Genomic DNA, 25,801 nt, shown 5'->3' with positions numbered 1-25,801 from the left:
CGGAAAGGCCGGGTCCGCAACTGCGCGGGCTCGGCCTTTTTTTCCATGCAATAGCTAGTGTGCCCGGGTGTTCTCGCAGATGTTTTGCGTGGATAGGGGCGTGCGTTGTACCATATAGACGTATATGTGTACATATGAAAGGGGCCCCGTGGCCAAGACGGTATATTCCGATAACCAAAACAACATCGATGCCCTGGCTGAGCGTCTGAGCAGCCAGACGTCGCTTTCTGCCGAGCGTGCCAAGCTGGTTGCCTACGACCTGCTCTGCCGCAAGGCGCTCAAGATCAAGTCGAGCGCGCTGGCACAGATTTTCCGTTCCGTCGATAAGGAATGTGACACCAAGGCGATGCGCGATGAGCTTATCGCGGCAAAGATCGTTACCAAGATCGAGGGCAGCGGCGTTAACGGGCGCCCAGCGTTCTATACCATTAATGCCGAGATTCGCGATGTCCAGGAGCAGCCTGCCGAGGCTGCCGAAGAGGCCGTCGAGGACGTTGTCGAGGCACCTGTTGCGGTGGAAACGGCTCCGCGCGAGAACGTCGACACCGATGAGCTGCTTGACGAGAGCGTCGTTCGCGCCTTTACGGCCAAGGCGGGCCGCGGCGGTTTTGGCGGGGGCGGTAAACGCGATGCGCAGCGCCGTGCCCAGCAGGAGCGCTTCCGTCGCGCCGTGGCTCAAAAGGATGCGACGGATGTCGAGCCCGTCGAGGATGAGGCTGTTACCGAGCCGCAGTGCGCCGCTGAGGTCCAGGAGCCCAAGCGTCGTCGCGGTGCTCACTTTAAGGCCGAGCAGGGAGGTGTTGTGTGCGACGTTCAGGAGTCCGTCGAGGCTGCTGGTGCACCCGAGGAGCCCGTCAAGAAGGCTCCGGGTTCATGCCGTCCCGGACGCGGCTTTATGGGTCGTGCGTATCCCGCAAGGCGTCAAGAAAAGACCGACCAGGCTCCCGCTGCACCAGCGGAGAAGGCTGAGAAGGCTGCCGAGCCGATGGTCCGTGAGCAGAAGCCTGTTGAGCCGCGGCCTGCGGGCGATGTCAAGCCCCGAGGCCAGCAGTCTGCGGGCGAGAAAGCGGGGGAGAGCGCTTCGAGCAAGCCTCGTCGTCGTCACCGTGGCGGCCGTGGCTCAAATGCCGAATCCGTGGCCGAGCAGGCAGCGGGGCAAAACAAGGATGCGAAGGCTGAGATCCCGGCGGAGCAGCCCAAGCGCCAGCCAGTAAAGGGGGGCAAGCCTGAGCGTTCGCAAAAGGGCTCGTCCGCGCCAAAGCAAGAGCGCAATACTCGGACAGATTCCAAGTGCAAATCCCAGACGCAGCCCAAACCGACTGCAAACGATGCGACCGCCCAGCAGCCTGAGTCGACCGCTCATGGCGAGGTTTCGGCGTTTGCTCTGGCCCGTGTCCTGGGCAGGCGGCTGCTCAAGGTCGTTCCCACACCTGCTGCACTCTCCAATATTAAGGAGCAACAGACTCAAATCGTTAAGGTTGAGGGCAAGGACGGCAAAAAGGTTTCGCAGCGCACTCAGCACAACGAGATGTCCAACCGCAAGATTGCCGAGGAGATTGCGATCATCCAGGCTTGGATTGAGCAGAATCGCGGTGCCGACACGCCGGTCGCTTCGCGTCGCCAGCGCGCCTACCAGATTTTTAACGATGAGAAGGCCTTTGACGGTAAACACGGCGAGCGCCTGATTCGGCGTATGACCGAAAAGGGCATCAGCATGCAGGCGATTAAGGTCGCCCCCAACCGCCCCGTGCACTTTACGGGCTTCTTTACGCTGGGCGCCGACAAGCCGTTCATTATGGTCGAGAACCTAGACACCTATGACGAGATCGTCAAGCTCTTGCGCGGCCGCAAGCACGCTAAGCTTTTTGGCACCAAGGTGGGTGGCGTGATCTTTGGCGGTGGCTGCAAGGCGAGCGTCTCGCACGCACTGGATGATTATCTGGCCGAGATCGGCTATCGCTTTAACTATGTCTACTACGTGGGCGATATCGACCGAGAGGGTGCGCGCATCGTCGAGCAGGCCCGCAATGCCAATGTGGTTGAGATTCGCTTGCATGCCGGCATGTATCGTGCCATGCTCGCCGAGCACAAGCGTCGCGTGAAAGCTGGCGGCGAGTGCGAGCCTGCGGCTGCCAATCAGGGTGTGCCGCAGAATTTGGCGGCGACGATCAAGGATCTGCCTATGGTCACGCGCGTGCAGTTCCGCAATGTGCTGCGCGAGGGAGGTCGCATTCCGCAGGAGATTCTGATGACCGCCGACTATCGGGATGGCGACTCGGGAAGCTTCGACCGCATGCTGAACAATTAGGGACGCGTGGCCCCGGCGGGCCGGGCATTAAGTTTGCTGCTCTACAGTCCTGCGCAAGAAGAAGGCCACATTAAGTGGCCTTCTTTGCGTGCGGAACTCGCGACAAACTTAATGCCCGGCCCGCCGGGGCCACGCGCCATTTTGTAGATGACGGCTCGCTTTTCGGAACGGGGCTGATATTACTTGATGTAAGGCGCTCTTGGTCCTTTCGGGCTTGGGGCGTCTGTCTTTTGAGGGTGGATGAGCCGGTACTTGGTGGCGTTCCTTTAGTGCCGGCACTTTGGGAACGTCCCCAAGTGCCGGTTGAGATACGGAGAGCCCGTTGTTGATATGGGACGGAGGGATTCCGCGTCCGCCTTCCGGCGGCCGCGCCCCGCTGCGTCGCTCCGCTCCTTGCGTGCTGCGCTGGAAAACGCTTCGCGTTTCCTCAGCTCCGCACCCTTGCGGGTTCGAATCCCTCCGCATGCCCACAAGAAAGCGCCCCGGGCTGATGAAAGCCCGGGGCGCTCAGTTACCTTGGCTGGGACGGAGGGATTCGAACCCCCAACAGCCGGCACCAAAAACCGGAGTTCTACCGTTGAACTACGTCCCAATGTGTGGTGCTGCCCAAAAGCAGCTCGTCTAGTTTACCTAATCTGCGAGGGCATCGCAAACGCCATCGAGCAGGCGTACGGCGAGTGTCTGTGCATCGCTTGCGGTGAAGGTTCCGTTGTAGCGCGTCATGCCCGTGAGCTCAATGCGGATACGTGCAGGCTTTTGTTGCGCGGCGATATTGGCAGTGCGGATGCGCTGCGCCAGGTTGTGACATTCGGCAAGGGCAATCGTGGCGCGCGGCGCTGCATCTGCGGGCAGCTCATCGCTTGCGATCTCGAGTACCAGGTCCACGTCGGTCGGAACCTCGGAATCGCAAAGCATCATGCCGCTGTTGTCGGTCGTCGCCGTGGCGATGTTCCACATGCGCGATGCAACGCTGCGTGCGATGGGGTCCTCACCGATGACGGCAATCTGGAAGCGCTCGAGCACGTTGGCGGCGCGGGCAAAGCCGATGCGCGACTCGGCCTCGGTAACCGAGGGTTTGCCCTCCCACACGTGATGCAGACGGTTGATATAGGCGTAGGTATCCTGGAATGCCATGCCGTCGGCAAACAGGCCGACATTTTCTTGGAACTGCTGCAAGGCCGCCTCGGTGTGCGGGCCAAAGTAGCCGTCGTCCTCACCGCAGGCAAAACCCAAAACGTTGAGTGCCCTCTGCAGGGCCCGAACGTCGGCACCATGGAAATTGGGCATGCGCAGATAAAGCGTGCGGTCGCCCAGCTTATACGAGGCGTCTACCAGGGCGCTCCAACAGGGGATATCGACGGCGTAGCCAGCGGCAAGGCCGCTGTCGAGCCTAAAGGTGCCAACAGCCTGCTCGGTGGTGGTGCCAAAGCGCTTGTCGGCGACCTCGGCGTCATCGATTGTATAGCCGAGCTGCAGAAGGCGGGACTGGACGTCCTCGACGGCTGCTCCCTGCATGCCCGTTGTGATAGGTTCCATGAACGAGCCCCTTTCGGCGTACCATTCGTACTATTTGAGCGTGTGTCGGATAGACAACGCAAAGGGTTGCATAAACATGCACTCAACAGTGTAGCAAGTTGTACCCAAATACGCTGCTGACAGGTTTTATAACCCCCGCTAGTTAAGGCGCTCCACAAAGAAATCTGCCATAGAGTCGAACAGCTCGCGTGCATGCGGGTCGAGCTCGACACCTTCGATAGCGGCCTTGGCCTTGGCAGTCAGGTTGAGTGCGTAAGTGTGGGCGAAATCGACAGAGCCGGTCTGCTGGAAGATCTCCACGGCGCGTGCGAGTTGCGCGGGGTCCTCGGTGCCCGAGGAAAGGATCGCCTCGACTTCGTCGTGATAACGCTCGTCTGACAGGGCATGCACGGCGACGAGCGTGCGCTTTCCCTCTGTGATATCGGTGCGGAAGTCCTTGTTGGCGGCCTCCTTGGTGCCAATAAGGTTGAGCAGATCATCTTGGATCTGAAAGGCAAGGCCCGTGTGCAGGCCAAAGGCACGCAGCGCCTCAATCTGGTCTTCGCTGCCGCCACCGATAATGGCTCCGGCGGCAAGTGGCGTGGCTCCGCTGTAGTACGCGGTCTTGTGCGTCGCCATGTCCAGATAATCGTCGACCGAGATGTCAAAGCGCCCATCGCGGACCCAGCCCAGGTCGAGCGCCTGACCCTCGATGGTGCGAACGATCATCTCGGTGAGCTCGTGGAGCACGCGGAGCTTCACGTCTGCCTCGAGCGTGGGGTCGTCGAGAACCGTCTTGGTAACCATGGTGAGCGCTAGGTCGCCGCAGTTGATGGCAAGTCCCGTACCCTCGGTAAGGTGCATACAGGGCTTGCCGCGGCGCAGCTGGCCGTTGTCGGCGATGTCGTCATGGATAAGCGCTCCCGACTGAAAGTGCTCGATGGCCGCCGCCGCGCTTCGGGCGCTCTCAAAGCTGCCGCCTACTGCGGTGGCGGCGAGCATGCAGATGAGCGGGCGGTGGCGCTTGCCGGCATTGGCCGTAAATGCCGAGAGCGGCGCGTACAGGTAGCGCTCGATATCGGCAGAGGTCGCCTGTCCGTCAAAGAACGTGGCCAGATAGTCGTTAATCTGGTCAAAATGCTGGGCTAAAAAGCTGGTAAACGGACTGGACACGGGTTCTCGCATTCTTTCTTAGGTTGCATCGTTGCGTTATGCAGACAACATATTGCCACATTAGGGCATCGAGCGCGGCGGTTGAAGACGATTGAGCCATGTTGTCGCAAATGCGGCAAGAGGCGCGGCTAGATAAGTCCAAAGTGCTCGAGCGCGGTGACGACGCCGTCGTGGTCGAAGCTGTCGGTGACGTAGTCGGCCTTTTCCTTGAGGAAGTCCGGCGCGTTGCCCATGGCGACGCCAACATCGACCGCCTCCATGAGGGCGATGTCGTTGCTTGCGTCGCCGATGCCGTACACAGTGCCGTGATCTGGCCCCAGGGCGTCAAGCACGGCCTTGATTCCGGCCCGTTTGGTGCACTCGCGAGGCGAGATTTCCGTGACCTCGAGTTCGAGCTCGTTGAGGCAGAGCAGAGGCCCAAGCTCTTCATCTTGGGCGATGCGGTTGGCGAGCGGTGTGGACATAAGAATTTTATAAGCGTTGTAGTGCTTGAGTTGCGTGACGGCGTCGCCCACGGTGCGCGCGTATCCGTACGTCTCGGGGGCATCTGCGCTCATGCGCACGACGCGATCGATGCCCTCAAAGCGAATGACCTCACCCGATTGTTCGAGATAGGGGGCGAGGCGCTGTAGCAGACCGGGGTTTATGGCCGCATTTCGTACGATGCGCCCCTCGAGTTCGGCGTAGCCGCCCGCGAGACATACGATGCCCGCCCACGGCAGCTCGAGCAGCTTGGGATGGATGCAGCTGAGGGTGCGCCCCGTGCAGATAAAGGCTTTGTTGCCGTTGGCGACAAACGTGCGAATTGCCTGTGCAACCGTTTCGTTGGGATAGGGGGAAAGGTCTCGCTCGCCCTCGGGGAGCTCTTGGGCAAGTTTGGGATCTTGCCAGGCAAGCGTACCGTCGATGTCGAAGAAGCAGATATTGCCATGCTTTTTGGCGTCATCGGCGGCATGAGAAAGCGGGGTGGCAAATGCAAAACCCGGTTCGAGTCCCATAATCCGATCAAAGTGCTCTTTGACGCGGGGGACCGAGACGCCGATGATTACCTGGGCGGTCTTGCCGGTGACGATGAGGCCTTTGGCGCCCGCTGCGACAAAGGTTGCGTTGTCCGCGACGATAGAAGGGTCCGCGACTTCGACGCGCAGCCGCGTGGCGCAGTTGGTTGCGCCCACAATGTTGGAGACGCCGCCCAGAAGCGCCACAACCTGCTCGGCGAGCAGACGATCTTGTGATGCCTGGCAGTCGGAAGCGCCGGCTTCGGATAAGCGCTTTTCGTCAACGTCGTTTCCCGTCAAGCGCGAGAGCGCCGTGTTGCTGGCAATGTAGTCCTCGCGTCCCGGGGTTTTAAGGTCAAAGGTCAGGATAAGACCTCGAAAGCTCAGAAAGAAGATGACGCTAAAGACGAGTCCGATTCCGAGTGCCAAAAGGTAGGAGCCGGCATGCGTCCGCATGAGCGGGATAAAGTTGAAGGCAGCCATCTCCATAAGGCCACCCGAGAAGATGCCGACGACGCCAAAGAAGTTCATGGCCATGGCAAGGCAGGAGGATAGGACGGCGTAGAGCAAAAAGAGTCCGGGATAGGTGAACATAAAGAGAAACTCGAGCGGCTCGGTGACGCCGCAGACCATCGAGGCGACGATGGCGGGCAGAAGGATGGTCTTGAGGCTGGCACGGCGTTCGGGCTTGGCCGTGGTGTAGAACGCTACGGCGATGGCGGGAAGACCAAAGAGCTTGACCCAACCGGTGGCGGTGAAACCAGCCCAGGGCGCTAGCTCGTTGAGGGGGCGCGTGCTGTGCGAGAGGATGGGAAGCAAGTTGGTCCACGTGGCGTAGATGCCATCGGTAATAACCAGATTGTCGTAGTAGATTGGCATGTAGAGCAGGTGATGCAGCCCCACGGGCTCGAGTGCTCGCTCTAAAAACACAAAGGCGCCCACGCCGAAGGGACCGACGCCCGTAAGTGCATGGCGCAGTGTTTCGGTCATTGCGTATACGATGGGCACGATGGCGGCCGAGATAGCGGCAAGAGCGAATACGGCAAAAAAGCTAATGAGGTAGACCAGCGAGGAGCCCGAGAAATTACCGAGCCAATCGGGAACCTTGGCATCGTAGAAGCGGTCATGGATGGCGACGACGGTGGCCGATACCGCCAGCGGGCCGATAATGCCGGTGTCGAGCGTCTTGATGCCGTCGATGACGGTGATGCCGCTGGCGGAGGTCAAAGACGACGGGTACTTAAGTCCAAGGTTGTCGCCGCTCAGCTTAATGATCTCGCTTAAAAAGAAGCAATAGGCAAAATAGGCCACGAGTGCCTCGAAGCAGCAGCGCGCCGGTTGCTTTTGGGCAAGGCCGATGGGCAGCGCTACGGCAAAAAGCAGTGGGAGGCGTTTAAAGACCGTCCACGAGCCGCGCTGGATGATAGCCCAAAAAACATACCAAGGGGTTCCGTATACGGCGAGGTCGCCGACGATGTCCGCAGACGTTGCGAGGGCGGAGACGCCGACCATAAGGCCCGATATGGAAAACAGCATGGCGGGCGCGAACATTGCCCCGCCAAAGCGTTGGATTTTCTGCAGCATAATATGCCTTCCGGATGCAACATGCTGTGCGAGCAAGAACGTTTAAACAATGAACTCATTGTAGAGGACTGGCTGCTTGCCGCATTGACGGTTTTGATTCGGTCCGATTTGGGTGCCGGGGGAACCGTCGACGGTAAATAATCCGTGCTTTGCCGATAGACGGTTTAAACAACCTCAAGAAATGCTATCGTGCCTAGCCATACATATTCATTAGAGGTGAAGCCATGCCAAAAGCGATTTACGAAGGAATCTACCGCGAGATCCGTTCGCGCATCATTAACGGGACCTATGCGTTTCAGGAGATGCTGCCAACCGAAGCCGAGCTGACTGCGGAATTTGGCTGCACGCGCAATACCGTCCGCCGCGCCTTGAGTATGCTGGCCGACGAGATGTTTGTGCAGCCCATACACGGCAAGGGCGTACGCGTTATTTGGCTCAAGGGCGAAACCGACATGCTGGGCGCACTCGAGGAAGTCGAGTCGTTTGGCGAATTTGCAAAGCGCAACAATGCCGTTGCATCGACGGACGTTAAGTCCTTTGAACATCTGGTCTGCACCGAGCAGCTCTCTCGTCGCCTGGGCTTTAAGGTGGGCGAGGAGCTGATTCGCGTAGTGCGTGTCCGAAGCCTCAACGGCAGCGCGCGCCAAGTGGACCATGGCTACTTTTTGGAATCGATCGCCAAGGGTCTGACCCCCGAGATCGCGGCAGAATCTATCTACGACTATCTGGAGCACAAGCGCGGCATCAAAGTGATGGCAAGTCGCCGTACGGTGAGTGTCGAGCTCGCCAACGATGAAGACTGTAGCTATCTTGACCTCGGCAAATACAACTGCGTTGCCGTCATGGAGAGTCAGTCGTACACCTCGGACGGCATCTTGTTCGAGGTGACGCATGCTCGCACACACCCCGAGATCTTCCATTATCGCATCAATTCCAAGCGATAGGTAACAGACGCATAAGCTTGCGTTTCGATATGAAGTGCCCCGTGCGGTCGATGGGATATCGGCCGCACGGGGCACTTTTTCTATAGGCGCTTTAATTGTTTAGACAATATTTGTCAAGTACGAATGTATCAGGAACCGTTCACCGAAGTTTTTCTACCGCTCTAGTAATACTTGTTCAAACAACTGGCCAAATAGCGTATTGTAAAAATCAGAAAAAGGGGCAAAGTCCCCGAACCAATCTCCGAAGGCGGCGGCAAAGGGTGCCGCCACGGTGTGAAAGGGTGGATTGTAATGAAGAACGAAATGAGCAGAAGGCAGTTCCTGGGCTTCGCTGGCTCCGCGGCCACGGTCTTTGGCCTGGGTCTCGTGGGCTGCGGTGGCTCTGCCGGCTCCGGCTCCTCTGCTTCTGGTGACGCTGCCGAGGTCTACTTCCTTCAATTCAAGCCCGAGGTCGACAAGGAGTGGAAGGAGATCGCTAAGGCGTACAAGGAGGAGAAGGGCGTCGAGGTCAAGATCGTGACCGCCGCCTCCAACACCTACGAGGAGAAGCTCAAGTCCGAGATGTCCAAGAGCTCCGCTCCGACCCTGTTCCAGGTCAACGGCCCCACCGGTCTTAAGAACTGGAAGGATTACTGCGCCGACCTGTCCGATACCAAGGTCCGCGGTGAGCTCATTGACGACTCCCTGGCTCTGCAGTCCGACGGCAAGGATCTGGGTATCGACTGGGTCCAGGAGAGCTACGGCATCATTTACAACAAGGAACTCCTCGAGAAGGCTGGCTACAAGGCCGAGGACATCAACTCCTTCGACAAGCTGAAGGCTTGCGCCGATGACATTCAGGCCCGCAAGGACGAGCTTGGTGTTGAGGGCGCCTTTACTTCCGCCGGCATGGATGACTCCTCCAGCTGGCGCTACACCACCCACCTCGCCAACCTCCCGCTCTACTACGAGTTCGAGAAGGAGCACAACCAGGAGGATGACGAGATTAAGGGCGAGTATCTCGACAACTTTAAGCAGATCTTCGACCTGTACATCACCGACTCCACCTGCGATCCTTCGCAGCTTGCCTCCAAGACCGGCGACGACGCCACCAACGAGTTCGCAACCGGCAAGGCCGTCTTCTATCAGAACGGCTCTTGGGCCTACGCCGACCTCATCAAGGCCGGTATGACCGACGATCAGATTGGCATGATGCCCATCTACATCGGTGTCGACGGCGAGGAGAACCAGGGCCTGTGCTCCGGCGGCGAGAACTACTGGTGCGTGAGCTCCCAGGCTTCCGAGGATGCCCAGAAGGCTACCGAGGACTTCATGTATTGGTGCGTCACTTCTGACACTGCCACCAGCATCATCGCTGACAAGATGGGCCTGACTGCCCCGTTCAAGAGCGCCAAGAACACCACCAACGTCTTCTCGCAGCAGGCTGTTGCCATGGCTAAGGACGGCAAGAAGACCGTCGCTTGGGACTTCGTCTACATCCCCTCTGAGGAGTGGAAGAAGAACCTCAAGCAGGCTCTGATTGCCTATGCTGCCGATAACACCAAGTGGGACGGCGTCAAGAACGCCTTCGTGGATGGCTGGAAGACCGAGAAGGCTGCTTCCGAGTAAGCAGTTGCTGCCCAAGCTATCTGATTAGCGACAGGGGGCGGGCAGACGTCGGTTTGCTCGCCCCCTGCATATTGAAAGGACCCTTCTATGGGCAAAGCACTCAAGCGCTGGTGGCCGCTCTTTATGCTGCCCACGTGCCTGGCGTTTATGATCGGGTTCGTGATCCCCTTTATCCAGGGTTTCTATCTCTCGTTCTGCCAGTTTATTACCATTAACAACACGCACTTCGTCGGTATCGAGAACTACGTGCGTGCACTGTCCGATCCGCAGTTTGCCACGTCGTTCTTCTTTACGGTGGCGTTTGCCTTCCTGTCGACGGTGCTCATCAACGTGATCGCCCTCGCCATCGCGCAGGCGCTCACCCGCAAGGCGCTCAAGGGCACCAACATCTTCCGTACGATCTTCTTCATGCCTAACCTGATCGGCGGCATCGTGCTGGGCTACATTTGGCAGATTCTGATCAACTGCCTGCTCTCCAACATCGGTGCCGACCTTATCGCCCTTAACTCTGCTGCTGGCTTCTGGGGCCTTATCATCCTGACCCTGTGGCAGCAGGTCGGCTACATGATGATCATCTACATCGCCGGTCTGCAGTCCATTCCGTCAGACTACATCGAGGCCGCCAAGGTCGACGGCGCTACGGCATGGCAGACGTTTTGGAAGGTTAAGATCCCCAACCTGATGCCGACGATCACCATCTGCCTGTTCCTGTCCATCACCAACGGCTTTAAGCTGTTCGACCAGAACCTCGCCCTTACCGGTGGCGCCCCGGCGCACTCCACCGAGATGCTCGCCCTGAACATCTACAACACGTTCTATTCGCGTGCTGGCATCGCATGGCAGGGCATCGGTCAGGCCAAGGCGGTTATCTTCTGCATCCTGGTCGTAGCAATCTCCATGATCCAGCTTAAGGCCACGAGGTCCAAGGAGGTGCAGCAGTAATGAAACGCGATAAGGCTATCAACCGTGCGCTCTCGATTTTCTTTACGATCCTGTCGCTCGCATGGATTTACCCCGTGTTCATGATTGCGCTCAATTCCTTTAAGAAAGGGACCGCAATCAGCACCACCACGGCATTCGATCTGCTCACGCCCGAGACGTTCAACGGCCTTGCAAACTACGTGCACGCCCTAAACGAACAGGGCTTTGCCTCGGCGTTTATGTACTCGCTCATCATCACGGTCACGTCGGTCGTGCTGATCTTGGTGTGCTGCTCCATGTGCGCTTGGTATGTGGTGCGCGTCAACAGCAAGATCTCGAACTTCTTCTATTACCTGTTCGTGTTCTCGATGGTCGTACCGTTCCAGATGCTCATGTTCACGCTGTCCAATTTGGCGGACCGCATCGGCTTCAACACGCCGTTCAACATCTGCTTTATTTACCTTGGATTTGGCGCGGGCCTAGCGGTCTTTATGTTCGCCGGCTTTGTAAAGAACATCCCGCTCGAGATCGAGGAGGCGGCCATGATCGACGGCTGCAACCCGGTCCAGGTGTTCTTTAAGATCGTCCTTCCCATCATGAAGCCCACCTATCTTTCGGTCGGCATTCTCGAGACCATGTGGGTCTGGAACGACTATCTGCTGCCCTACCTCACCCTCGACTCCACCAAGTACAAGACCATTCCTATCTTGATCCAGTACTTCCGCGGCGGCTACGGTCACGTCGAGCTCGGCCCCATGATGGCCTGCATCATGATGGTCGTTGTCCCCATCGTCCTCATGTACATCCTCTGCCAGAAGTACATCATCGACGGCGTGGTGGCAGGTGCCGTCAAGGGCTGATGCCGTAACTGTTTTGCAAGTTTCTGCGGCGCCCCTCAGCGTGGCGCCGCGTATCGAAAGGTAGAGACATGGCCGAGATCGTTCTCAAACATGTTCAGAAGGTGTATCCCAACAACGAGTCCAAAAAGAAGGGCTTCTTTGGCAAAAAGAAGAAGACCGAGGAGAAGAAGCACAACCTCAAGGTTACCGAGGATGGCGTGCTCGCTGTAGAGGACTTCAACCTCACTGTTCACGACCAGGAGTTTATCGTCCTCGTTGGTCCCTCTGGCTGCGGTAAGTCCACGACGATGCGCATGGTTGCCGGCCTGGAGGACATTACCTCGGGCGACGTGCTCATCGACGGCAAGCGCGTCAACGACGTGGCACCCAAGGACCGTGACATTGCCATGGTGTTCCAGAGCTACGCTCTGTACCCCAACATGACGGTGTACGAGAACATGGCGTTTACGCTTGAGCTCAAGAAGGTCCCCAAAGACGAGATTGACCGCAAGGTTCGCTCCGCTGCCGAGATTTTGGGTATCACCGAGTACCTCGACCGTAAGCCTAAGGCGCTTTCGGGCGGCCAGCGTCAGCGCGTCGCCATCGGCCGCGCCATCGTGCGTGACCCCAAGGTATTCCTGATGGACGAGCCGCTGTCCAACCTGGACGCCAAGCTTCGTAACCAGATGCGTGCCGAGCTCATTAAGCTTCGCCACGAGATCAAAGGCACATTCATCTATGTTACCCACGATCAGACCGAGGCTATGACCCTCGGCGACCGCATCGTGGTCATGAAGGACGGCGTTGTTCAGCAGATCGCCACGCCGCAGGAGGTCTTCAACCATCCCGCGAACATCTTCGTCGCCGGCTTCATCGGCGTGCCGCAGATGAACTTCTTCGATGCCCAGCTGGTGCGCTCGGGCGAGGGCTTTACCGTCAAGACCGACGACATGAATGTCGCACTGGCCCCCGAGACCTGCGCTCAGCTTGCGCTTAACTGGGACGGCGGGGATATGAAGGAGATCACGGCCGGCGTGCGTCCCGAGCAGATTCTGCTTGCCGACAAGGGCGAGGAGGGTGCGCTTCGGGGCACCATCGAGGTCACCGAGCTCATGGGTTCGACCGAGCACGTTCATGTGACGTCTCCCGACGGCCAGTTTGTCCTGATCATCCCTGTCGTCGACCTCGAGGCCAGGGGTTCGCTCAAGGCCGGCGACCCCATCTGGTTCAAGTTCGAGAAGAATGCGACCCACCTCTTCGATAAGGTCTCTGGCAAGAACCTTATCTAGGCCCGATTCAATCAGGCCCTCCTTTTGGGCGACTGCGGTTTTGCCATCCTTTTCCGCAGTCACATATAAGGCTCCCCTCTCGTCCGCTGAGCGAGAGGGGAGCCTTTCTTTGTGCTGGGGCCGTTCATCTGTCAGTTTGTCTTGATCTGTAACAGGTAGGGCCGATTCCGGACGTTAGATGTTACAGATCGAGACGGTTCCACTGAGCTAACCATTTCATCTAAATCTGTAACACCAGAGGCGAATTTCAGCTGCTAGATGTTACAGATTGAGATATTGCTGCAGGACGATTCCGTTTGTCTCAATCTGTAACATCTGGAAGGTCAATCAGGGTCTAACTGTTACAGGTTGAGACAAACCCCCGTGGGAGGTCCGGTATGTCTTGATCTGTAACAGGAAGAGCCAATTTTGGATGCCAGATGTTACAGATCGAGACAGTTCATCGGGACAATTCTGCTTGTCTTGATCTGTAACAGATAGACCCAGTTTTGCCGTCTAGGTGTTACAGGCCGAGATTATTTGGTCGAGACAAATCACAGGCCGGCGTATCGGCACAAAAAACGGAGCCGTGTTGCCACGACTCCGCTTTCAAGAGGATGGGTAAAGGAAGCGAAATTAGCTCAGGTGCCAGATCTCGTCGTTGTACTGGGATATTGTGCGGTCGGACGAGAAAGTGCCGGCGTTGGCGATGTTGATCAGCGCCTTGCGCATCCAAGCGTCCTGGTCCTCGTAGTCTGCCAGCACGCGCTCCTTAGTCTGGATGTACTCCTCAATGTCGAGCAGGGACATAAACCAGTCCTTGCCCTTGATGTCGTCGTGCAGACGTTGCAGACGCTCGGCGTTGCCGGTCGCCATAAAAGCGGGGTTGGTAATAAAGTCCACCAGCAGCTTAATACCGGGCTTGCGGTAGAGCGCGCCGGCGTTATAGCTGCCGTCGGCGTAGAGCTGCTCGACCTGTTTGGACGAGGCGCCAAAGGTGTAGATGTTCTCGTCGCCCACGAGCTCGGCGATCTCGACATTGGCGCCGTCGAGCGTGCACAGGGTCAAAGCACCGTTGAGCATGAACTTCATGTTGGAGGTGCCGCTCGCCTCCTTGGAGGCCAGGCTGGTCTGCTCGGAGATGTCGGCGGCGGGAATCACGCGCTCGGCAGCGGTGACGTTATAGTTCTCGATCATGACGACTTGCAGGTAGGGAGCCACGTCGGGATCGTTTGCGATCCACTGCGACAACGTCAGGATCAGATGGATGATGTCCTGGGCGATAGTGTAGGCAGGTGCCGCCTTGCCGCCAAAGATGATGGTGACGGGGTGCTTAGGTCTGTTGCCGTTCTTGATGTCGAGGTACTTCCAGATGATGTAGAGCGCGAGCATCTGCTGGCGCTTGTACTCGTGGATACGCTTGACCTGAACATCGATGATCGCGTTGGAGGGAATGGTCACGCCCTGCTCGAGCGCCATGAACTGGCGCATGATGGCCTTGGCCTCGGCCTTGGTGGCGGCCAGGCGCTCAAGAACGTCCTTGTCGTCGGCGAATTCGGCGAGCTTGCTCAGGTCGCCGGTGCTGCGCCAATCGGTACCGATTACATCGTCGAGCAGGCTGGCAAGTGCGGGGTTGGCTCCCTGGATCCAGCGGCGGAAGGTGATGCCGTTGGTCTTGTTGGAGAACTTTTCGGGATAGATCTCGTAGAACGGGCGAAGCTCGGTGTCCTCCAGGATCTTGGTGTGGAGGGCGGCGACGCCGTTGATGGAGAAGCCAAAGTGGATGTCCATGTGGGCCATGTGTACGGTGTCGTATTCGTCGATGATGGCGACGCGCGGGTCGCCATGCTCGGCCTTGGCGATCTCATCGAGCTTGACGATGATGTCGGCGATGGCGGGGGAGACCTTCTGCAGGCTGGCGAGCGGCCATTTCTCGAGCGCCTCGGCAAGGATCGTGTGGTTGGTGTAGGCGACCATGGATCGCACGATGGTAACGGCTTCGTCAAACTCGATGTCGTGCTCGGTGGTGAGCAGCCGGATGAGCTCGGGAATGACCATGGTGGGGTGAGTATCGTTAATCTGGACCACGGCGTAGTCGGCCAGATCGTGCAGGTTGCTGCCGCGCTCTACGGCCTCGTCGATCAGGAGCTGGGCGGCATTGCTCACCATGAAGTACTCCTGGTAGATGCGAAGCAGGCGGCCCTGCTCATCGGAATCATCCGGATAGAGGAACAGGGTGAGGTTCTTGGCGATCTTGGTCTTGTCGAAGTCGATGGAGCTGCCGGGGACCAGGCCCTCGTTGACACTTGCCAGGTCGAACAGGCGCAGGCGGTTCTTGGTGGGCTGGCCATAACCGGGCACATCGATGTTGACGAGCTTGGAGGTGACGGCAAAATCACCAAACTCGACGGTGTAGGAGCGGTCGTCATCGATCAGGATGTCCTGATCGCCGAGCCACTCGTCGGGGACGGCCTTCTGCTGGTTGTCGGCAAAGCGCTGGCGGAACAGGCCGTAATGGTAGTTGAGGCCCACGCCGTCGCCGGTAAGGCCCAGCGTGGCAATGGAATCCAGGAAGCATGCGGCCAGGCGGCCCAGGCCGCCGTTGCCGAGCGAAGGCTCGACCTCAAACTCCTCGATCTTGTTGAGGTCGTGGCCGGCGGCGACGAGCTGGTCCTTAACCTCGTCATAGATGCCGAGGTCGATCATATTGTTGATGAGCAGCTTGCCGATCAAAAACTCGGCAGAGATGTAGTAGAGCTTTTTCTTGCCGTTGTTGAGCGGACAGGCGGCAGAGCGCTCCTGCACGAGCTTGACCAGCAGCTTATAAATACGACGGTCATCGAGCTGCTCGAGCGAGGTGCCAAAGGACTGCTCGGCGAGTTCTGCGAGGCTTATACGAGGCATGTTTCCTCCTGTGGTGAGTCGACTACATGTCAGAAATTCAAAAGAAGCCCGCGCGAGGGATTGGGATGGCCTCGCGCGGGAAAAGCGGTCGCGTCCACACGGTGGGGTGGGGTCGGGCGCGGTGGCTCCTATTGGGGAAGCTCGATTTCGGCTTCCGACGGGATGCGGAAGTAGGTCTCGGTCCAGTCGGTGAGCTTGCGCTCGAGTTCGCGGGTGATGGCGCCATCAAGCATGCGCCACGTCCAGTTACCGCCCAGGGTGGCGGGGGTGTTAATGCGCGCCTCGTTGCCCAGATTGAGCAGGTCCTGCATGGTGTAGATACAGGTGTCACTCACGCTGGCGGCGATGGTGCGGTTGAGCGCGTCGGCCATGGACTCGCCTGCCTGCTGGTGGGTATACAGGGCCGCCTGCTCGCGCTGACGCGGGGTGGCCGTTCCTTCATACCAGCCGCGTGCCGTTTCGTTGTCATGCGTTCCGACGTAGGCGACGGTGTTGGCAATGTAGTTGTGGGGCAGATAGTAGGAGTTGCTGCCTTCAAAAGCGAACTGCAGAATCTTCATGCCGGGGAAGCCCGTGGTGTCGCGCATGTCGATGACGCCGGGGGTAAGAAAGCCCAGGTCTTCGGCAATGATGGGAAGCGTGCCGAGCTTTTCCTCGAGCACCTTGAAGAGCTTGAGGCCGGGTCCCTGCGTCCATGAACCATATGACGAATCGGGAGAGGAGAACGGCACCTCCCAAAAGGCTTCAAAGCCGCGGAAGTGGTCCAGACGGATGATGTCGTACATGTCGAGGGCAGCACGGACGCGGTCTTCCCACCAGGAGAAGCCGTCTGCTTCCATAGCATCCCAGTCATAGATGGGGTTACCCCAGTACTGGCCGGTGGCCGAGAACTGATCAGGCGGCGTTCCCGCGACGCTGACGGGATTGCCGGCGGCGTCGATCTTAAAGAGCTCGGGTGTGGCCCACATCTCGACGGAGTCGCGCGAGACATAGATGGGCAGGTCGCCGATGATCAGGATGTCGTGCTCGTTGGCATAGGCCTTGAGGCGGCTCCACTGGCGATCGAAGAAATACTGCGTCATCTGGTGGTAGAGCATGCGCTCGGGATGGGTGGCGCAGACCTTGGCGGATGCCTCGCCGCGGCGGCGGAGCTCCTCGGGCCACTCCCAAAAGGCTTTGAGTCCGCACTCCTCCTTCACGGTCATAAACTCGCAGTAGGGAATGAGCCAGTCCTCGTTTGCCTGGATAAAGTCGTCGAAATCGGCCGGCTTGTCGGCAGCAAAGCGCTCAGCGGCTCGATCGAGAATCTGACGGCGGCCAACAAAGATGGCGCCGTAGTCGACGTTGCTGGGGTCGGAACCAAGGAAGACGCCGTCGATGTCACGCTGCTCCAGATAGCCGGCTTCGATAAGCTCGGCAAAGTCGATCAAGTTGGGGTTGCCTGCGCGGGCCGAGAACGACTGATAGGGCGAATCGCCATAGCTGGTCGTCGTAAGGGGCAGGATTTGCCAGTAATGTTGTTTGCACGAGGCGAGAAAATCGACGAAGTCGTAGGCATTCCAGCCAAAGCCGCCGATTCCGTATGGTCCGGGCAGAGATGAGACGGGCATGAGGACGCCGCTTGCACGCTCCATGAATGCGCTCACCAACCTTCTTGTTGTGGGGTCGGCCTGCCGATGGGTGTGCAGTCCGCCTCCGATGTTCTGATTCGATACACCTATTGTATACATGTTGTTTAAACATGTATAGGCAAGATAAAAAAGTTGGTCGATTTTCGGCGAATGGTTACATGCCATGAAAAAGCCCCGGTCTCACATCGTGAGATCGGGGCAAGAACGGTGTGTAGGTTTTTGCTACTCGGCGTCGGCGAAGCCGTTGGGGTTGTGGCTCTGCCAGTTCCAGCTGTCGCGGCACATGTCCGCGATGTCGTACTGTGCCTTCCAACCCATCATGCGCTCGGCCTTGGAAGCGTCGCACCAGTTGGCGGCGATGTCGCCGGCGCGGCGCTCGCGAATCACGTAGGGCAGCTCTTTGCCACAGGCCTTGGAGAAGGCGGCGACGACCTCGAGCACCGAGGTGCCGGTGCCGGTGCCTAGGTTAAAGATCTCGACGCCGGTCTTGCCGTTCATCCAGTTGAGGGCGGCCACATGGCCCGATGCCAGGTCGCACACATGGATGTAATCGCGCACGCCGGTGCCGTCGGGGGTGGGGTAGTCGTTGCCAAAGACCTGAACGGCCTCGAGCTTGCCCACGGCAACCTGCGCGACATAAGGCACCAGGTTGTTGGGGATGCCCTTGGGGTCCTCGCCGATCAGGCCCGATGGATGGGCGCCGATGGGATTGAAGTAGCGGAGCAGCACAACGTCCCACTCGGGATCGGCGGTGTGAACGTCCATAAGGATCTGCTCAATCATCCACTTGGTCCAGCCATAGGGGTTGGTCGCAGGCTTCTTGGGGTCTTCCTCGGTGACGGGCGGGTTATCCGGATCGCCGTAGACGGTCGAGGAGCTCGAGAAGATGATGGACTTGCAGCCATGGTTGCGCATAACGTCGACGAGCACCAGGGTGTTCTCGATGTTGTTGTGGTAGTACTCGACGGGCTTGCTCACCGACTCGCCGACGGCCTTAAAGCCGGCGAAGTGGATGACGCGGTCGATCTGATGGGTATCGAAGATCTTGTTCATGGCATCGCGGTCGAGCACGTTGGCCTCGTAGAAGGTGAGGTTCTTGGCGGCCTTGTCGCCCACGATGGTCTTGACACGGTCGACGGCGACGGCGCTGGAGTTGGAGAGGTCGTCGACGATGACGACCTGGTAGCCACCCTCGAGCAGCTGAACGACGGTGTGCGAGCCGATAAAGCCGGCGCCACCGGTTACGAGGACGCAGGTGTCTTTGGGGTCGAGTGCTTTGGACATGTAGTCTCCTATCGAATCAGGAACACTTCCTGAGGGAGTATAGCGCAGGCAGGGGCACCCAAAACGTGCAGGGCAGGAAAAGCAGACGAACATGCTAACGTACTCATGGAAATGTTTGGCGTGGGCATAACCTTGACTTTGACGTTTGCATACGAGCCGCCGACCATGGGGTTTGCTGCCGTTCGTGGAAATCGTTGGGACGCGTCGGATGTACGCTAATATGTATGAGTTGAGCGACATATAAATAAACATGTAACGGAGTAGATATGTCACCAAACAGCGATTCCATCCTTTCCCAGGAGCTTTCGCGTCGCACTGCCCTCAAGGCCTTGTTCGGCGCCGCTTCTGCAGCCGTTCTTTTTGGTCTGCCCGCTCGCGCCCATGCTGCGGAGGCCACCAAGGAAACCACCGACAAGCTCAATGCGGCCCAGGCTCAGCTTGACGAGGTCCAGGCCCAGCTCGACAGCATCGCAAATGAATACGCGGCGCTGGCCAACAAGAACGCCCAGACCCTCAACGATATCGAGAGCGTACAGGGCCAGATTGACAGCACGCAGGCGCAGATTGACGAAAAGAAGGCCGAGCTCAAAAAGAAGCGCGGCGATCTTTCCGATCGCGTTTCCGCCAACTATAAGTCGGGCGGCACCAACATCCTGTCGCTGCTGCTCGCCTCGGGCTCGTTTGAGGAGCTCGTCGCCAATGCGCACTATGTTGAGAAGATCAACAAGAGCGACCGCGACGCCATCGAGGATATCCAGACCATCCAGAAAGAGCTCGATACGCAGAAGTCCGAGCTCGAGTCGCAAAAAGCCGACTTAGAGAAGCTTAAGGACCAGCAGACTGCCCAGATGCAGGACATGCAGGCCAAGCAGCAGGAGGTCCAGACGGTTCTGAACGGCCTCTCCGACGATGTCAAGGAGCTCATGGCTCAGCGCGATTCCGAGATTCTCGCTGCCGCCCAGGCTGAGGAGGCTGCCAAGAAGGCTGCCGCTGCTGCGGCTGCCGCAAACAAGAACAATTCCTACTCGGGTGGTTCAAACTCGGGTGGCGGATCGTATGCGCCCGGAAATCCGCAACAGAATGCCGGCTCGGGCAAGCAGCAGGCTGTCGTCAACGCATGCTACTCCACGCCTTCGCCTGGCCTAAACTGGTGCGCCGCCTGGGTCACCAACGTCTTCCGCAACGCCGGCGTGGGCTACTTTGGCGGCAACGCGTGCGACATGTTTAACGCCTGGTGCTACAGCTCCGATCGTTCGGCGCTGCAGGTGGGCATGATCGTGGCCGACTCGTCGCACAGTGGCACCGGTATGCCGGGTCTGCTGTACGGACACGTGGGCATCTATGTTGGCGGCGGCATCGTTATGAGTAACGAGGGCGCCATCACGTCGAGGTCGCTTGACTCGTTCATTAGCTTTTACGGTACTGGCTCTGGTGTGCGCTGGGGCTGGCTCGGCGGTATTGCGCTGTCGTAGCTGCGGCTGGGTCCGGGACAGTCCGAGAGGCATAAGGTTGCCTGCTCGGGCAGTCCTGCGCAAGACGAAGGCCACATTAAGTGGCCTTCTTTGCGTGCGGAACTCGCGATCAACCTTATGCCTCTCGGACTGTCCCGGCCCTCACGGGTCCTGAGCACGACACACCGGACTGGGTTATCTGAATAAATATGGTGAAGGCCCCTTTTGGGGCCTTCTTTTTATAAAAATTCGCCTACTCGGTGGACTTCGGGTTCTAGGTCTACGCCGAATTGGTCTTTGACGGTTGCTTGGATGTGGCGGATGAGTTCGTCGACGTCGGCGGCGGTGGCGTGGTCGGCGTTGACGATGAAGCCGCAGTGTTTTTCGCTCACCTGGGCGCCGCCGACGGCATGGCCGCGCAGGCCGGCATCCATGATGAGCTTGCCGGCAAAGTGGCCCTCGGGGCGCTTGAAAGTGGAGCCGGCGCTCGGCATGTCGAGCGGCTGCTTGTCCTCGCGGCGTTGGCGGTAGTCGTCCATGTCGGCCTTGATCATCGCGGCGTTGCCCGGGGCGAGATTGAAGGTGGCCGAAAGCACGATGAAGCCGTCGTCGGCGATGCGGCTCTTGCGATAGCCCAGATTGAGCTCGTCGACATCGAACTCGATGATGCTGCCGCTACCGCGGGTGCCGTCGTCGAGCGCGCGGGCGGGCTTGTAGACGCGTACAGACTCCAGCACGTCGGCCATGCAGGCACCGTAGGCGCCGGCGTTCATGTAGCAGGCGCCGCCGACCGATCCGGGGATGCCCGAGATGGGCTCCATGCCGGTGAGACCGGCCTCGGCTGCCGCGGCCGCAACATCCGAAAGCAGCGCACCGGCTGCTGCCGTAACGTGCGTGCCGTCGACGGTAATGTCGGAGAGGCCCTCGCCTAGCGCTACGACGACGCCGCGTATGCCCTTGTCGCCGACGAGTAGGTCGGAGCCGTTGCCCACGATGGTGAGTGGCAGATCGCAGCGATAGCAGGTATCGAGCGTGGCGACGAGGCCCTGCTCGGTGTCGGGCGTGACAAAGACGTCGGCCGGGCCGCCAATCTTAAACGTGGTGTGCTCGCGCATGGGCTCGCTCATCAACACGTTGTCCTCGCCGGCAACGCCAGCGAGCGCGCACAGCAGGTCCTCGTTAAAAAAGTCGTTCTCGTGCATCCGAATATCCGCCTTTTGGTGGTCGTTGTCATCAATCGATTGCAATATACCCCACCTGGACGTATTTGGTGCGCTGGCGGCGATAAAACAGCCGTCTACCGGATTGGTAAAGTGTTTATCATCGAGGTAGAGGGGCAGTCGCTATACTTTCAAGAGATTGCGCGTAAACCCGGAAGGAGCGAGATGGCCAACAAAGTCACCCTCAAGCAGATCGCCCAGGAGGTGGGGCTTTCCCCCTCGTCCGTCTCGCTTGTTCTCAACAATCGGCCTTGTCGCATCTCGGAAGAAAACCGCAAGCTCATCAAGGAGGTCGCGGCGCGCAACCACTATGTTCCCAACCAGATTGCGCGCAGCCTGGTCATGCGCGAGTCACGCACCCTGGGTCTTATCGTCCCCAACATCGAGAGCCGATTTTTTGCCTCACTTGCCGGTAGCTTGGAAAAGCGCTGCCGCGAGGACGGCTATGCGCTCTTTATTACCAGCTCGGGCGGAAGCGCCGACGATGACTTGGAACTGCTGCGCCAGCTGGTGACGCGCGGCGTCGATGGTGTCTTCCTGGTGGTAGGCGACGAGTTCTCGGACGACCGTGCCCTGCGCGAAGAGGTCAGCCATCTACCCATCCCTGCCGTGATGGTCGACCGCGCCATTGAGGGGCTCGAGTGCGACAAGGTGATGTTCGACCACGAGATGGGTGGCTATATGGCTACCCGCTATCTGATCGAGCAGGGCCACCGTCGCATTGCCTGCTTGGTTAATGCGCGTCGTTCCAATACGGGTCGCAAGCGACTTGCCGGCTATGAGCGCGCGCTGCGCGAGGTTGGCCTGCCTATCGACGCGCGTTTGGAGTTTGAGAGCGAGTACTACATTCCGAGCGCCTACGAGGCCTCGGAGGCGGTGCTCGCAACCGACGCCACTGCCGTATTCGCAAGCTCGGACAACATTGCCCTCGGTTTGCTCAAGCGTTTGCACGAGATGGGGAAGAGCATCCCGGGCGATATTTCGGTGGTGAGCTATGACAACTCGGCGGCCGACGTTCTCTTTGAGCCGGCGCTGACCGCCATTGAGCAGGATCCTGGTGTCCTCGCGGAACATGCTTTTGGCTGCATGTCCAAGCGTCTTGCCGGTAGGGGCGGTAGGCGTGCCGAAGAGGTCGTCCTGGAGCCGGCGCTTATCGTTAAGGGCAGCGTGCTCGAGCTTACTAAACATAACTAAACACGTTTATCAATTTGCAGAGACCGAATGTGGAGCACCTGTGGCAGACAATGCCGCAGGTGAATGTCGCGTTTTGTTGACCGATGTGATTGATAAGGGTGATAAAACGTTTTTTCACCATGATAAAACGTTTTAGCAAATATACTAGTCCCAACGAATGGTTGCCGTATTGGAGGGCGACCGCACAGCGGAGGGACATAAACAATGGCTAAAACACTGGGGACACCGTGGCAAAAGCTGGGCCACGAGGTGCCGGCTTCCGAGCTCGAGGGCGTCGACCTGTATTGGCGTGCATCGAATTATCTGTCCGTCGGTCAGATCTACCTTCGCTCTAACCCGCTCATGCGCCCCGACTTTGTCGATGAGAAAACCGGCGAGGTGCGCGACTTTGGTCGCCCGGACGTTAAGCACCGCCTGGTCGGTCACTGGGGCACCACGCCCGGCATCAACTTCCTGTTCGGTCATGTCAACCGCCTCATCGCCGATCACAACCAGAACGCGATCTTCTTGATGGGCCCGGGTCACGGTGGTCCCGCTGGCACCGCCCAGTCGTTGCTCGATGGTACCTACCGCGAGATTCGCCCCGACATTACCAATGACGAGGCCGGCCTGCAGAAGTTCTTCCGCCAGTTTTCCTACCCCGGCGGTATTCCGAGCCATTTTGCGCCCGAGACGCCTGGCTCCATCCACGAGGGCGGCGAGCTCGGCTACACGCTCAGCCACGCCTACGGTGCCGTCATGGATAACCCGAGCCTGCTGGCCGTGGCTGTGGTGGGCGACGGCGAGTCCGAGACCGGTCCGCTCGCGACCTCTTGGCAGTCTAATAAGCTCGTGAACCCGGCAACCGATGGTATCGTCCTGCCGATCCTGCACCTCAACGGCTACAAGATCGCCAACCCCACCATTCTTGCCCGCGTGTCCGACGAGGAGCTCACCAAGTTCTTTGAGGGCATGGGCTATAAGCCGCATTTCTTTGTCGCCGGCTTTGACGACGAGAGCCATGCGAGCATTCATGCGCGTTTCGCCGCCCTGTTCGAGCAGGTCTTCGATGAGATCTGCGACATCAAGGCCACCGCTATGGCTCAGGCCACTGCGGGCGAGACCGTGGTCCGTCCGGCCTATCCCATGATCGTGTTCCGTACGCCCAAGGGCTGGACCTGCCCCAAGCAGATTGATGGCAAGAAGACCGAGGACTCCTGGCGCGCCCATCAGGTGCCGCTCGCGAGCGCCAAAGATACCCACGAGCACTTCCGCGTGCTGCGCGAGTGGCTGCGCTCCTACAAGCCCGAGGAGCTCTTTACGCCCGAGGGCCAGGTGCGCCCCGAGGTGACGGCCTTTATGCCGACCGGCGAGCTGCGTATCGGCGCCAATCCCAACGCGAACGGCGGCAAGGTACGCCGCGAGCTCGAGCTTCCCGATATTCACGCTCACGAGATCCCCATCGCAAGTAAGGGCCACGGCTGGGGCTCCACCGAGGCCGCCCGCGTCTTTGGTGAGTACACTGCCGATGTTTTGGCCAAGAACATGGATGATTTTCGCATCTTCGGTCCCGACGAGACCGCGTCCAACCGCCTGCAGGCTGCCTATAAGGTGACCAAGAAGCAGTGGGATGCCGGTTTCTACGAGGACGATGCCAACGACGAGCTGCTGGCCGGTTCTGGTAAGGTTGTCGAGCAGTTGTCCGAGCACCAGTGCGAGGGCTTCCTCGAGGCCTACGTGCTCACCGGCCGCTCCGGTGTGTGGAGCTCCTACGAGAGCTTTGTCCACGTGGTCGATTCCATGGTCAACCAGCACTGCAAATGGCTCGAAGCAACCAAGCGCGAGATTCCGTGGCGTGCTCCTATCAGCGGCCTCAATATTTTGCTGTCGAGCCATGTCTGGCGCCAGGACCACAACGGCTTTTCGCACCAGGACCCCGGCTTTATCGACCTGCTGCTCAACAAGGCCAACGACACGCATGTCGTGAATGCTTATTATCCGGCCGATGCCAACATGGCCCTTGCTGTGGCCGAGCGCGTCTACCAGTCCACCGACTGCGTCAATGCCATCTTCTGTGGCAAGCAGCCCGCCCCCACCTTCCAGACGGTCGACGAGGCCAAGTCTGAGCTCGCCGAGGGCGTAGCGACCTGGGAGTGGGCATCGACTGCCGACTCGCTCGCCGAGGCCGACGTCGTGGTCGCTACTTGCGGTGACGTGCCGACGCTCGAGGCACTGGCCGCAACCGATATGCTGCGCGGGCTGGGCATCAAGGTCTGGTTTGTCAACGTAGTCGATCTGCTCAAGATCCAGAACGTCTGCGAGAACGACCAAGCCATCAGCGATGAGCGCTGGGCTGAGCTGTTTGGCCGCGGCGAGAAGCCCGTGCTCTTCGCATTCCACGCTTATGCCGGCACGATTCGCCGCCTGATCTGGAACCGCCCCGGCCACGATGCCTTCCGCGTCCACGGCTACGAGGAGAAGGGCTCCACGACCACGCCGTTTGACATGCTGCGCCTGAACAACATGGATCGCTGGGCCCTGGCCGCCGACGTGCTGCGCATGGTTGACGCCGATAAGTTTGCCGAGCAGATTGATGAGTGGGAGGCCTTCCGCACCGAGGCCTTTGAGTTCGCGTGCGACGAGGGCTTCGATCACCCGGCCTTTACCGACTGGGTCTGGCCCGACGCCGCAGCCGCAACCGCTGCCGACGGCGTACTCTCCGCAACGCAGTTAACTGCCGGCGACAACGAATAGCATCCGGGACGGTCTCGCGCTGGGGCCGCCTCCGGGCGGGTGCCTTCCTCTGAGAAGTGGGCTTCGCGAACTTCTCAGAGGAAGGCACCCGCCCGGAGGCGGCCCTCTCGACCGTTTCGATATGCGGGGGCTGATTCTTTTTTATGTAATGGGGACCTTGCTTACGCTGCCTTAGAAGCCGTGCATCTAACTATGGTTAGCCAAGATTGCATTGCCGGGGCGGGGC

Annotated in this window: 16 protein-coding genes and 1 tRNA gene; 9 read left to right on the top strand and 8 right to left on the bottom strand. The window is 59.2% G+C overall.

Annotated features, from left to right (window positions below):
* Nucleotides 1–148: 148 nt before the first annotated feature.
* The gene (locus tag ACQRC0_RS07235; protein ID WP_427728948.1) at nucleotides 149–2,308 is read left to right on the top strand and encodes a hypothetical protein; all 2,160 of its coding nucleotides are present in this window, start codon (nucleotides 149–151) and stop codon (nucleotides 2,306–2,308) included.
* A gap of 517 nt (nucleotides 2,309–2,825) precedes the next feature.
* Here ACQRC0_RS07235 and ACQRC0_RS07230 read toward each other — a convergent pair.
* The 4 genes from ACQRC0_RS07230 to ACQRC0_RS07215 form a co-directional block, all read right to left on the bottom strand.
* Nucleotides 2,826–2,900: transfer RNA gene (locus ACQRC0_RS07230), tRNA-Gln, on the bottom strand.
* Nucleotides 2,901–2,938: 38 nt separating this feature from the next.
* Nucleotides 2,939–3,844 (bottom strand): peptidoglycan-binding domain-containing protein, encoded by a 906-nt coding sequence (locus ACQRC0_RS07225; protein WP_195838517.1) that lies wholly within the window; start codon nucleotides 3,842–3,844, stop codon nucleotides 2,939–2,941.
* A 138-nt stretch (nucleotides 3,845–3,982) separates the two neighbouring features.
* Nucleotides 3,983–4,996: a polyprenyl synthetase family protein gene (locus tag ACQRC0_RS07220; RefSeq protein ID WP_427728946.1), complete on the bottom strand. Its 1,014-nt coding sequence runs from the start codon at nucleotides 4,994–4,996 to the stop codon at nucleotides 3,983–3,985.
* A 128-nt stretch (nucleotides 4,997–5,124) separates the two neighbouring features.
* Entirely contained in the window at nucleotides 5,125–7,578 is a 2,454-nt protein-coding gene (locus tag ACQRC0_RS07215; protein ID WP_427728944.1) for a PTS transporter subunit EIIC, read from the bottom strand.
* A gap of 224 nt (nucleotides 7,579–7,802) precedes the next feature.
* On the opposite strand from ACQRC0_RS07215, the gene ACQRC0_RS07210 reads away from it, so the two are divergent.
* The 5 genes from ACQRC0_RS07210 to ACQRC0_RS07190 all read left to right on the top strand — a co-directional run bounded on the left by ACQRC0_RS07210 (nucleotide 7,803) and on the right by ACQRC0_RS07190 (nucleotide 13,179).
* Entirely contained in the window at nucleotides 7,803–8,522 is a 720-nt protein-coding gene (locus ACQRC0_RS07210) for a GntR family transcriptional regulator (protein WP_427728942.1), read from the top strand.
* A 291-nt stretch (nucleotides 8,523–8,813) separates the two neighbouring features.
* Complete coding sequence (locus ACQRC0_RS07205) at nucleotides 8,814–10,130, top strand: ABC transporter substrate-binding protein (protein WP_427728940.1); 1,317 nt, start codon at nucleotides 8,814–8,816, stop codon at nucleotides 10,128–10,130.
* A gap of 87 nt (nucleotides 10,131–10,217) precedes the next feature.
* Complete coding sequence (locus ACQRC0_RS07200; RefSeq protein WP_152073297.1) at nucleotides 10,218–11,072, top strand: carbohydrate ABC transporter permease; 855 nt, start codon at nucleotides 10,218–10,220, stop codon at nucleotides 11,070–11,072.
* Entirely contained in the window at nucleotides 11,072–11,911 is an 840-nt protein-coding gene (locus ACQRC0_RS07195; protein ID WP_154515140.1) for a carbohydrate ABC transporter permease, read from the top strand. The genes ACQRC0_RS07200 and ACQRC0_RS07195 overlap by 1 nt, the downstream gene beginning before the upstream one ends.
* A 68-nt stretch (nucleotides 11,912–11,979) precedes the next feature.
* Complete coding sequence (locus ACQRC0_RS07190) at nucleotides 11,980–13,179, top strand: ABC transporter ATP-binding protein (protein ID WP_427728938.1); 1,200 nt, start codon at nucleotides 11,980–11,982, stop codon at nucleotides 13,177–13,179.
* Nucleotides 13,180–13,794: 615 nt separating this feature from the next.
* Here the strand turns inward: ACQRC0_RS07190 and ACQRC0_RS07185 are convergent.
* The 3 genes from ACQRC0_RS07185 to galE all read right to left on the bottom strand — a co-directional run bounded on the left by ACQRC0_RS07185 (nucleotide 13,795) and on the right by galE (nucleotide 18,977).
* Nucleotides 13,795–16,062, bottom strand: a complete 2,268-nt coding sequence (locus ACQRC0_RS07185) for a glycogen/starch/alpha-glucan phosphorylase (protein ID WP_427728936.1) — start codon at nucleotides 16,060–16,062, stop codon at nucleotides 13,795–13,797.
* Between the two features lie 128 nt (nucleotides 16,063–16,190).
* The gene (malQ, locus tag ACQRC0_RS07180; RefSeq protein WP_427728934.1) at nucleotides 16,191–17,708 is read right to left on the bottom strand and encodes a 4-alpha-glucanotransferase; all 1,518 of its coding nucleotides are present in this window, start codon (nucleotides 17,706–17,708) and stop codon (nucleotides 16,191–16,193) included.
* A gap of 207 nt (nucleotides 17,709–17,915) precedes the next feature.
* The gene (gene galE, locus ACQRC0_RS07175; RefSeq protein WP_427728932.1) at nucleotides 17,916–18,977 is read right to left on the bottom strand and encodes a UDP-glucose 4-epimerase GalE; all 1,062 of its coding nucleotides are present in this window, start codon (nucleotides 18,975–18,977) and stop codon (nucleotides 17,916–17,918) included.
* A gap of 266 nt (nucleotides 18,978–19,243) precedes the next feature.
* On the opposite strand from galE, the gene ACQRC0_RS07170 reads away from it, so the two are divergent.
* Nucleotides 19,244–20,449 carry a PcsB-like coiled-coil domain-containing protein gene (locus tag ACQRC0_RS07170; RefSeq protein ID WP_427719726.1) on the top strand — a complete coding sequence of 402 codons (1,206 nt, stop codon included), beginning with the start codon at nucleotides 19,244–19,246 and terminating at the stop codon, nucleotides 20,447–20,449.
* A gap of 218 nt (nucleotides 20,450–20,667) precedes the next feature.
* On the opposite strand, the gene murB is transcribed toward ACQRC0_RS07170, so the two are convergent.
* A complete protein-coding gene (gene murB, locus ACQRC0_RS07165; RefSeq protein WP_427728963.1) occupies nucleotides 20,668–21,630 on the bottom strand; it encodes a UDP-N-acetylmuramate dehydrogenase in 963 nt (320 codons plus the stop codon).
* Between the two features lie 183 nt (nucleotides 21,631–21,813).
* Between murB and ACQRC0_RS07160 the strand changes: the two genes are divergently transcribed.
* Together ACQRC0_RS07160 and ACQRC0_RS07155 are read left to right on the top strand one after the other, a co-directional pair.
* Nucleotides 21,814–22,842, top strand: a complete 1,029-nt coding sequence (locus ACQRC0_RS07160) for a LacI family DNA-binding transcriptional regulator (protein ID WP_118388843.1) — start codon at nucleotides 21,814–21,816, stop codon at nucleotides 22,840–22,842.
* A 204-nt stretch (nucleotides 22,843–23,046) separates the two neighbouring features.
* Nucleotides 23,047–25,575 (top strand): phosphoketolase family protein, encoded by a 2,529-nt coding sequence (locus ACQRC0_RS07155; RefSeq protein WP_427728929.1) that lies wholly within the window; start codon nucleotides 23,047–23,049, stop codon nucleotides 25,573–25,575.
* Nucleotides 25,576–25,801 lie beyond the last annotated feature (226 nt).

It is taken from the genome of Collinsella sp. SGI.033, from assembly GCF_050315135.1.
Classification (GTDB): Bacteria; Actinomycetota; Coriobacteriia; order Coriobacteriales; family Coriobacteriaceae; genus Collinsella.
Note: the sequence above shows the minus strand (reverse complement) of the source record. Positions and strands in the feature narration are given on the sequence as shown.

Excerpts from the sequence above, each read along its gene's own strand:
- murB (WP_427728963.1), bottom strand. The coding sequence starts at position 21,630 with ATGCACGAGAACGACTTTTTTAACGAGGACCTGCTGTGCGCGCTCGCT.
- ACQRC0_RS07210 (WP_427728942.1), top strand. The coding sequence starts at position 7,803 with ATGCCAAAAGCGATTTACGAAGGAATCTACCGCGAGATCCGTTCGCGC.
- ACQRC0_RS07160 (WP_118388843.1), top strand. The coding sequence starts at position 21,814 with ATGGCCAACAAAGTCACCCTCAAGCAGATCGCCCAGGAGGTGGGGCTT.
- ACQRC0_RS07200 (WP_152073297.1), top strand. The coding sequence starts at position 10,218 with ATGGGCAAAGCACTCAAGCGCTGGTGGCCGCTCTTTATGCTGCCCACG.
- ACQRC0_RS07225 (WP_195838517.1), bottom strand. The coding sequence starts at position 3,844 with ATGGAACCTATCACAACGGGCATGCAGGGAGCAGCCGTCGAGGACGTC.
- ACQRC0_RS07155 (WP_427728929.1), top strand. The coding sequence starts at position 23,047 with ATGGCTAAAACACTGGGGACACCGTGGCAAAAGCTGGGCCACGAGGTG.
- ACQRC0_RS07205 (WP_427728940.1), top strand. The coding sequence starts at position 8,814 with ATGAAGAACGAAATGAGCAGAAGGCAGTTCCTGGGCTTCGCTGGCTCC.
- ACQRC0_RS07170 (WP_427719726.1), top strand. The coding sequence starts at position 19,244 with ATGTCACCAAACAGCGATTCCATCCTTTCCCAGGAGCTTTCGCGTCGC.
- ACQRC0_RS07195 (WP_154515140.1), top strand. The coding sequence starts at position 11,072 with ATGAAACGCGATAAGGCTATCAACCGTGCGCTCTCGATTTTCTTTACG.
- ACQRC0_RS07190 (WP_427728938.1), top strand. The coding sequence starts at position 11,980 with ATGGCCGAGATCGTTCTCAAACATGTTCAGAAGGTGTATCCCAACAAC.
- galE (WP_427728932.1), bottom strand. The coding sequence starts at position 18,977 with ATGTCCAAAGCACTCGACCCCAAAGACACCTGCGTCCTCGTAACCGGT.
- ACQRC0_RS07185 (WP_427728936.1), bottom strand. The coding sequence starts at position 16,062 with ATGCCTCGTATAAGCCTCGCAGAACTCGCCGAGCAGTCCTTTGGCACC.
- ACQRC0_RS07215 (WP_427728944.1), bottom strand. The coding sequence starts at position 7,578 with ATGCTGCAGAAAATCCAACGCTTTGGCGGGGCAATGTTCGCGCCCGCC.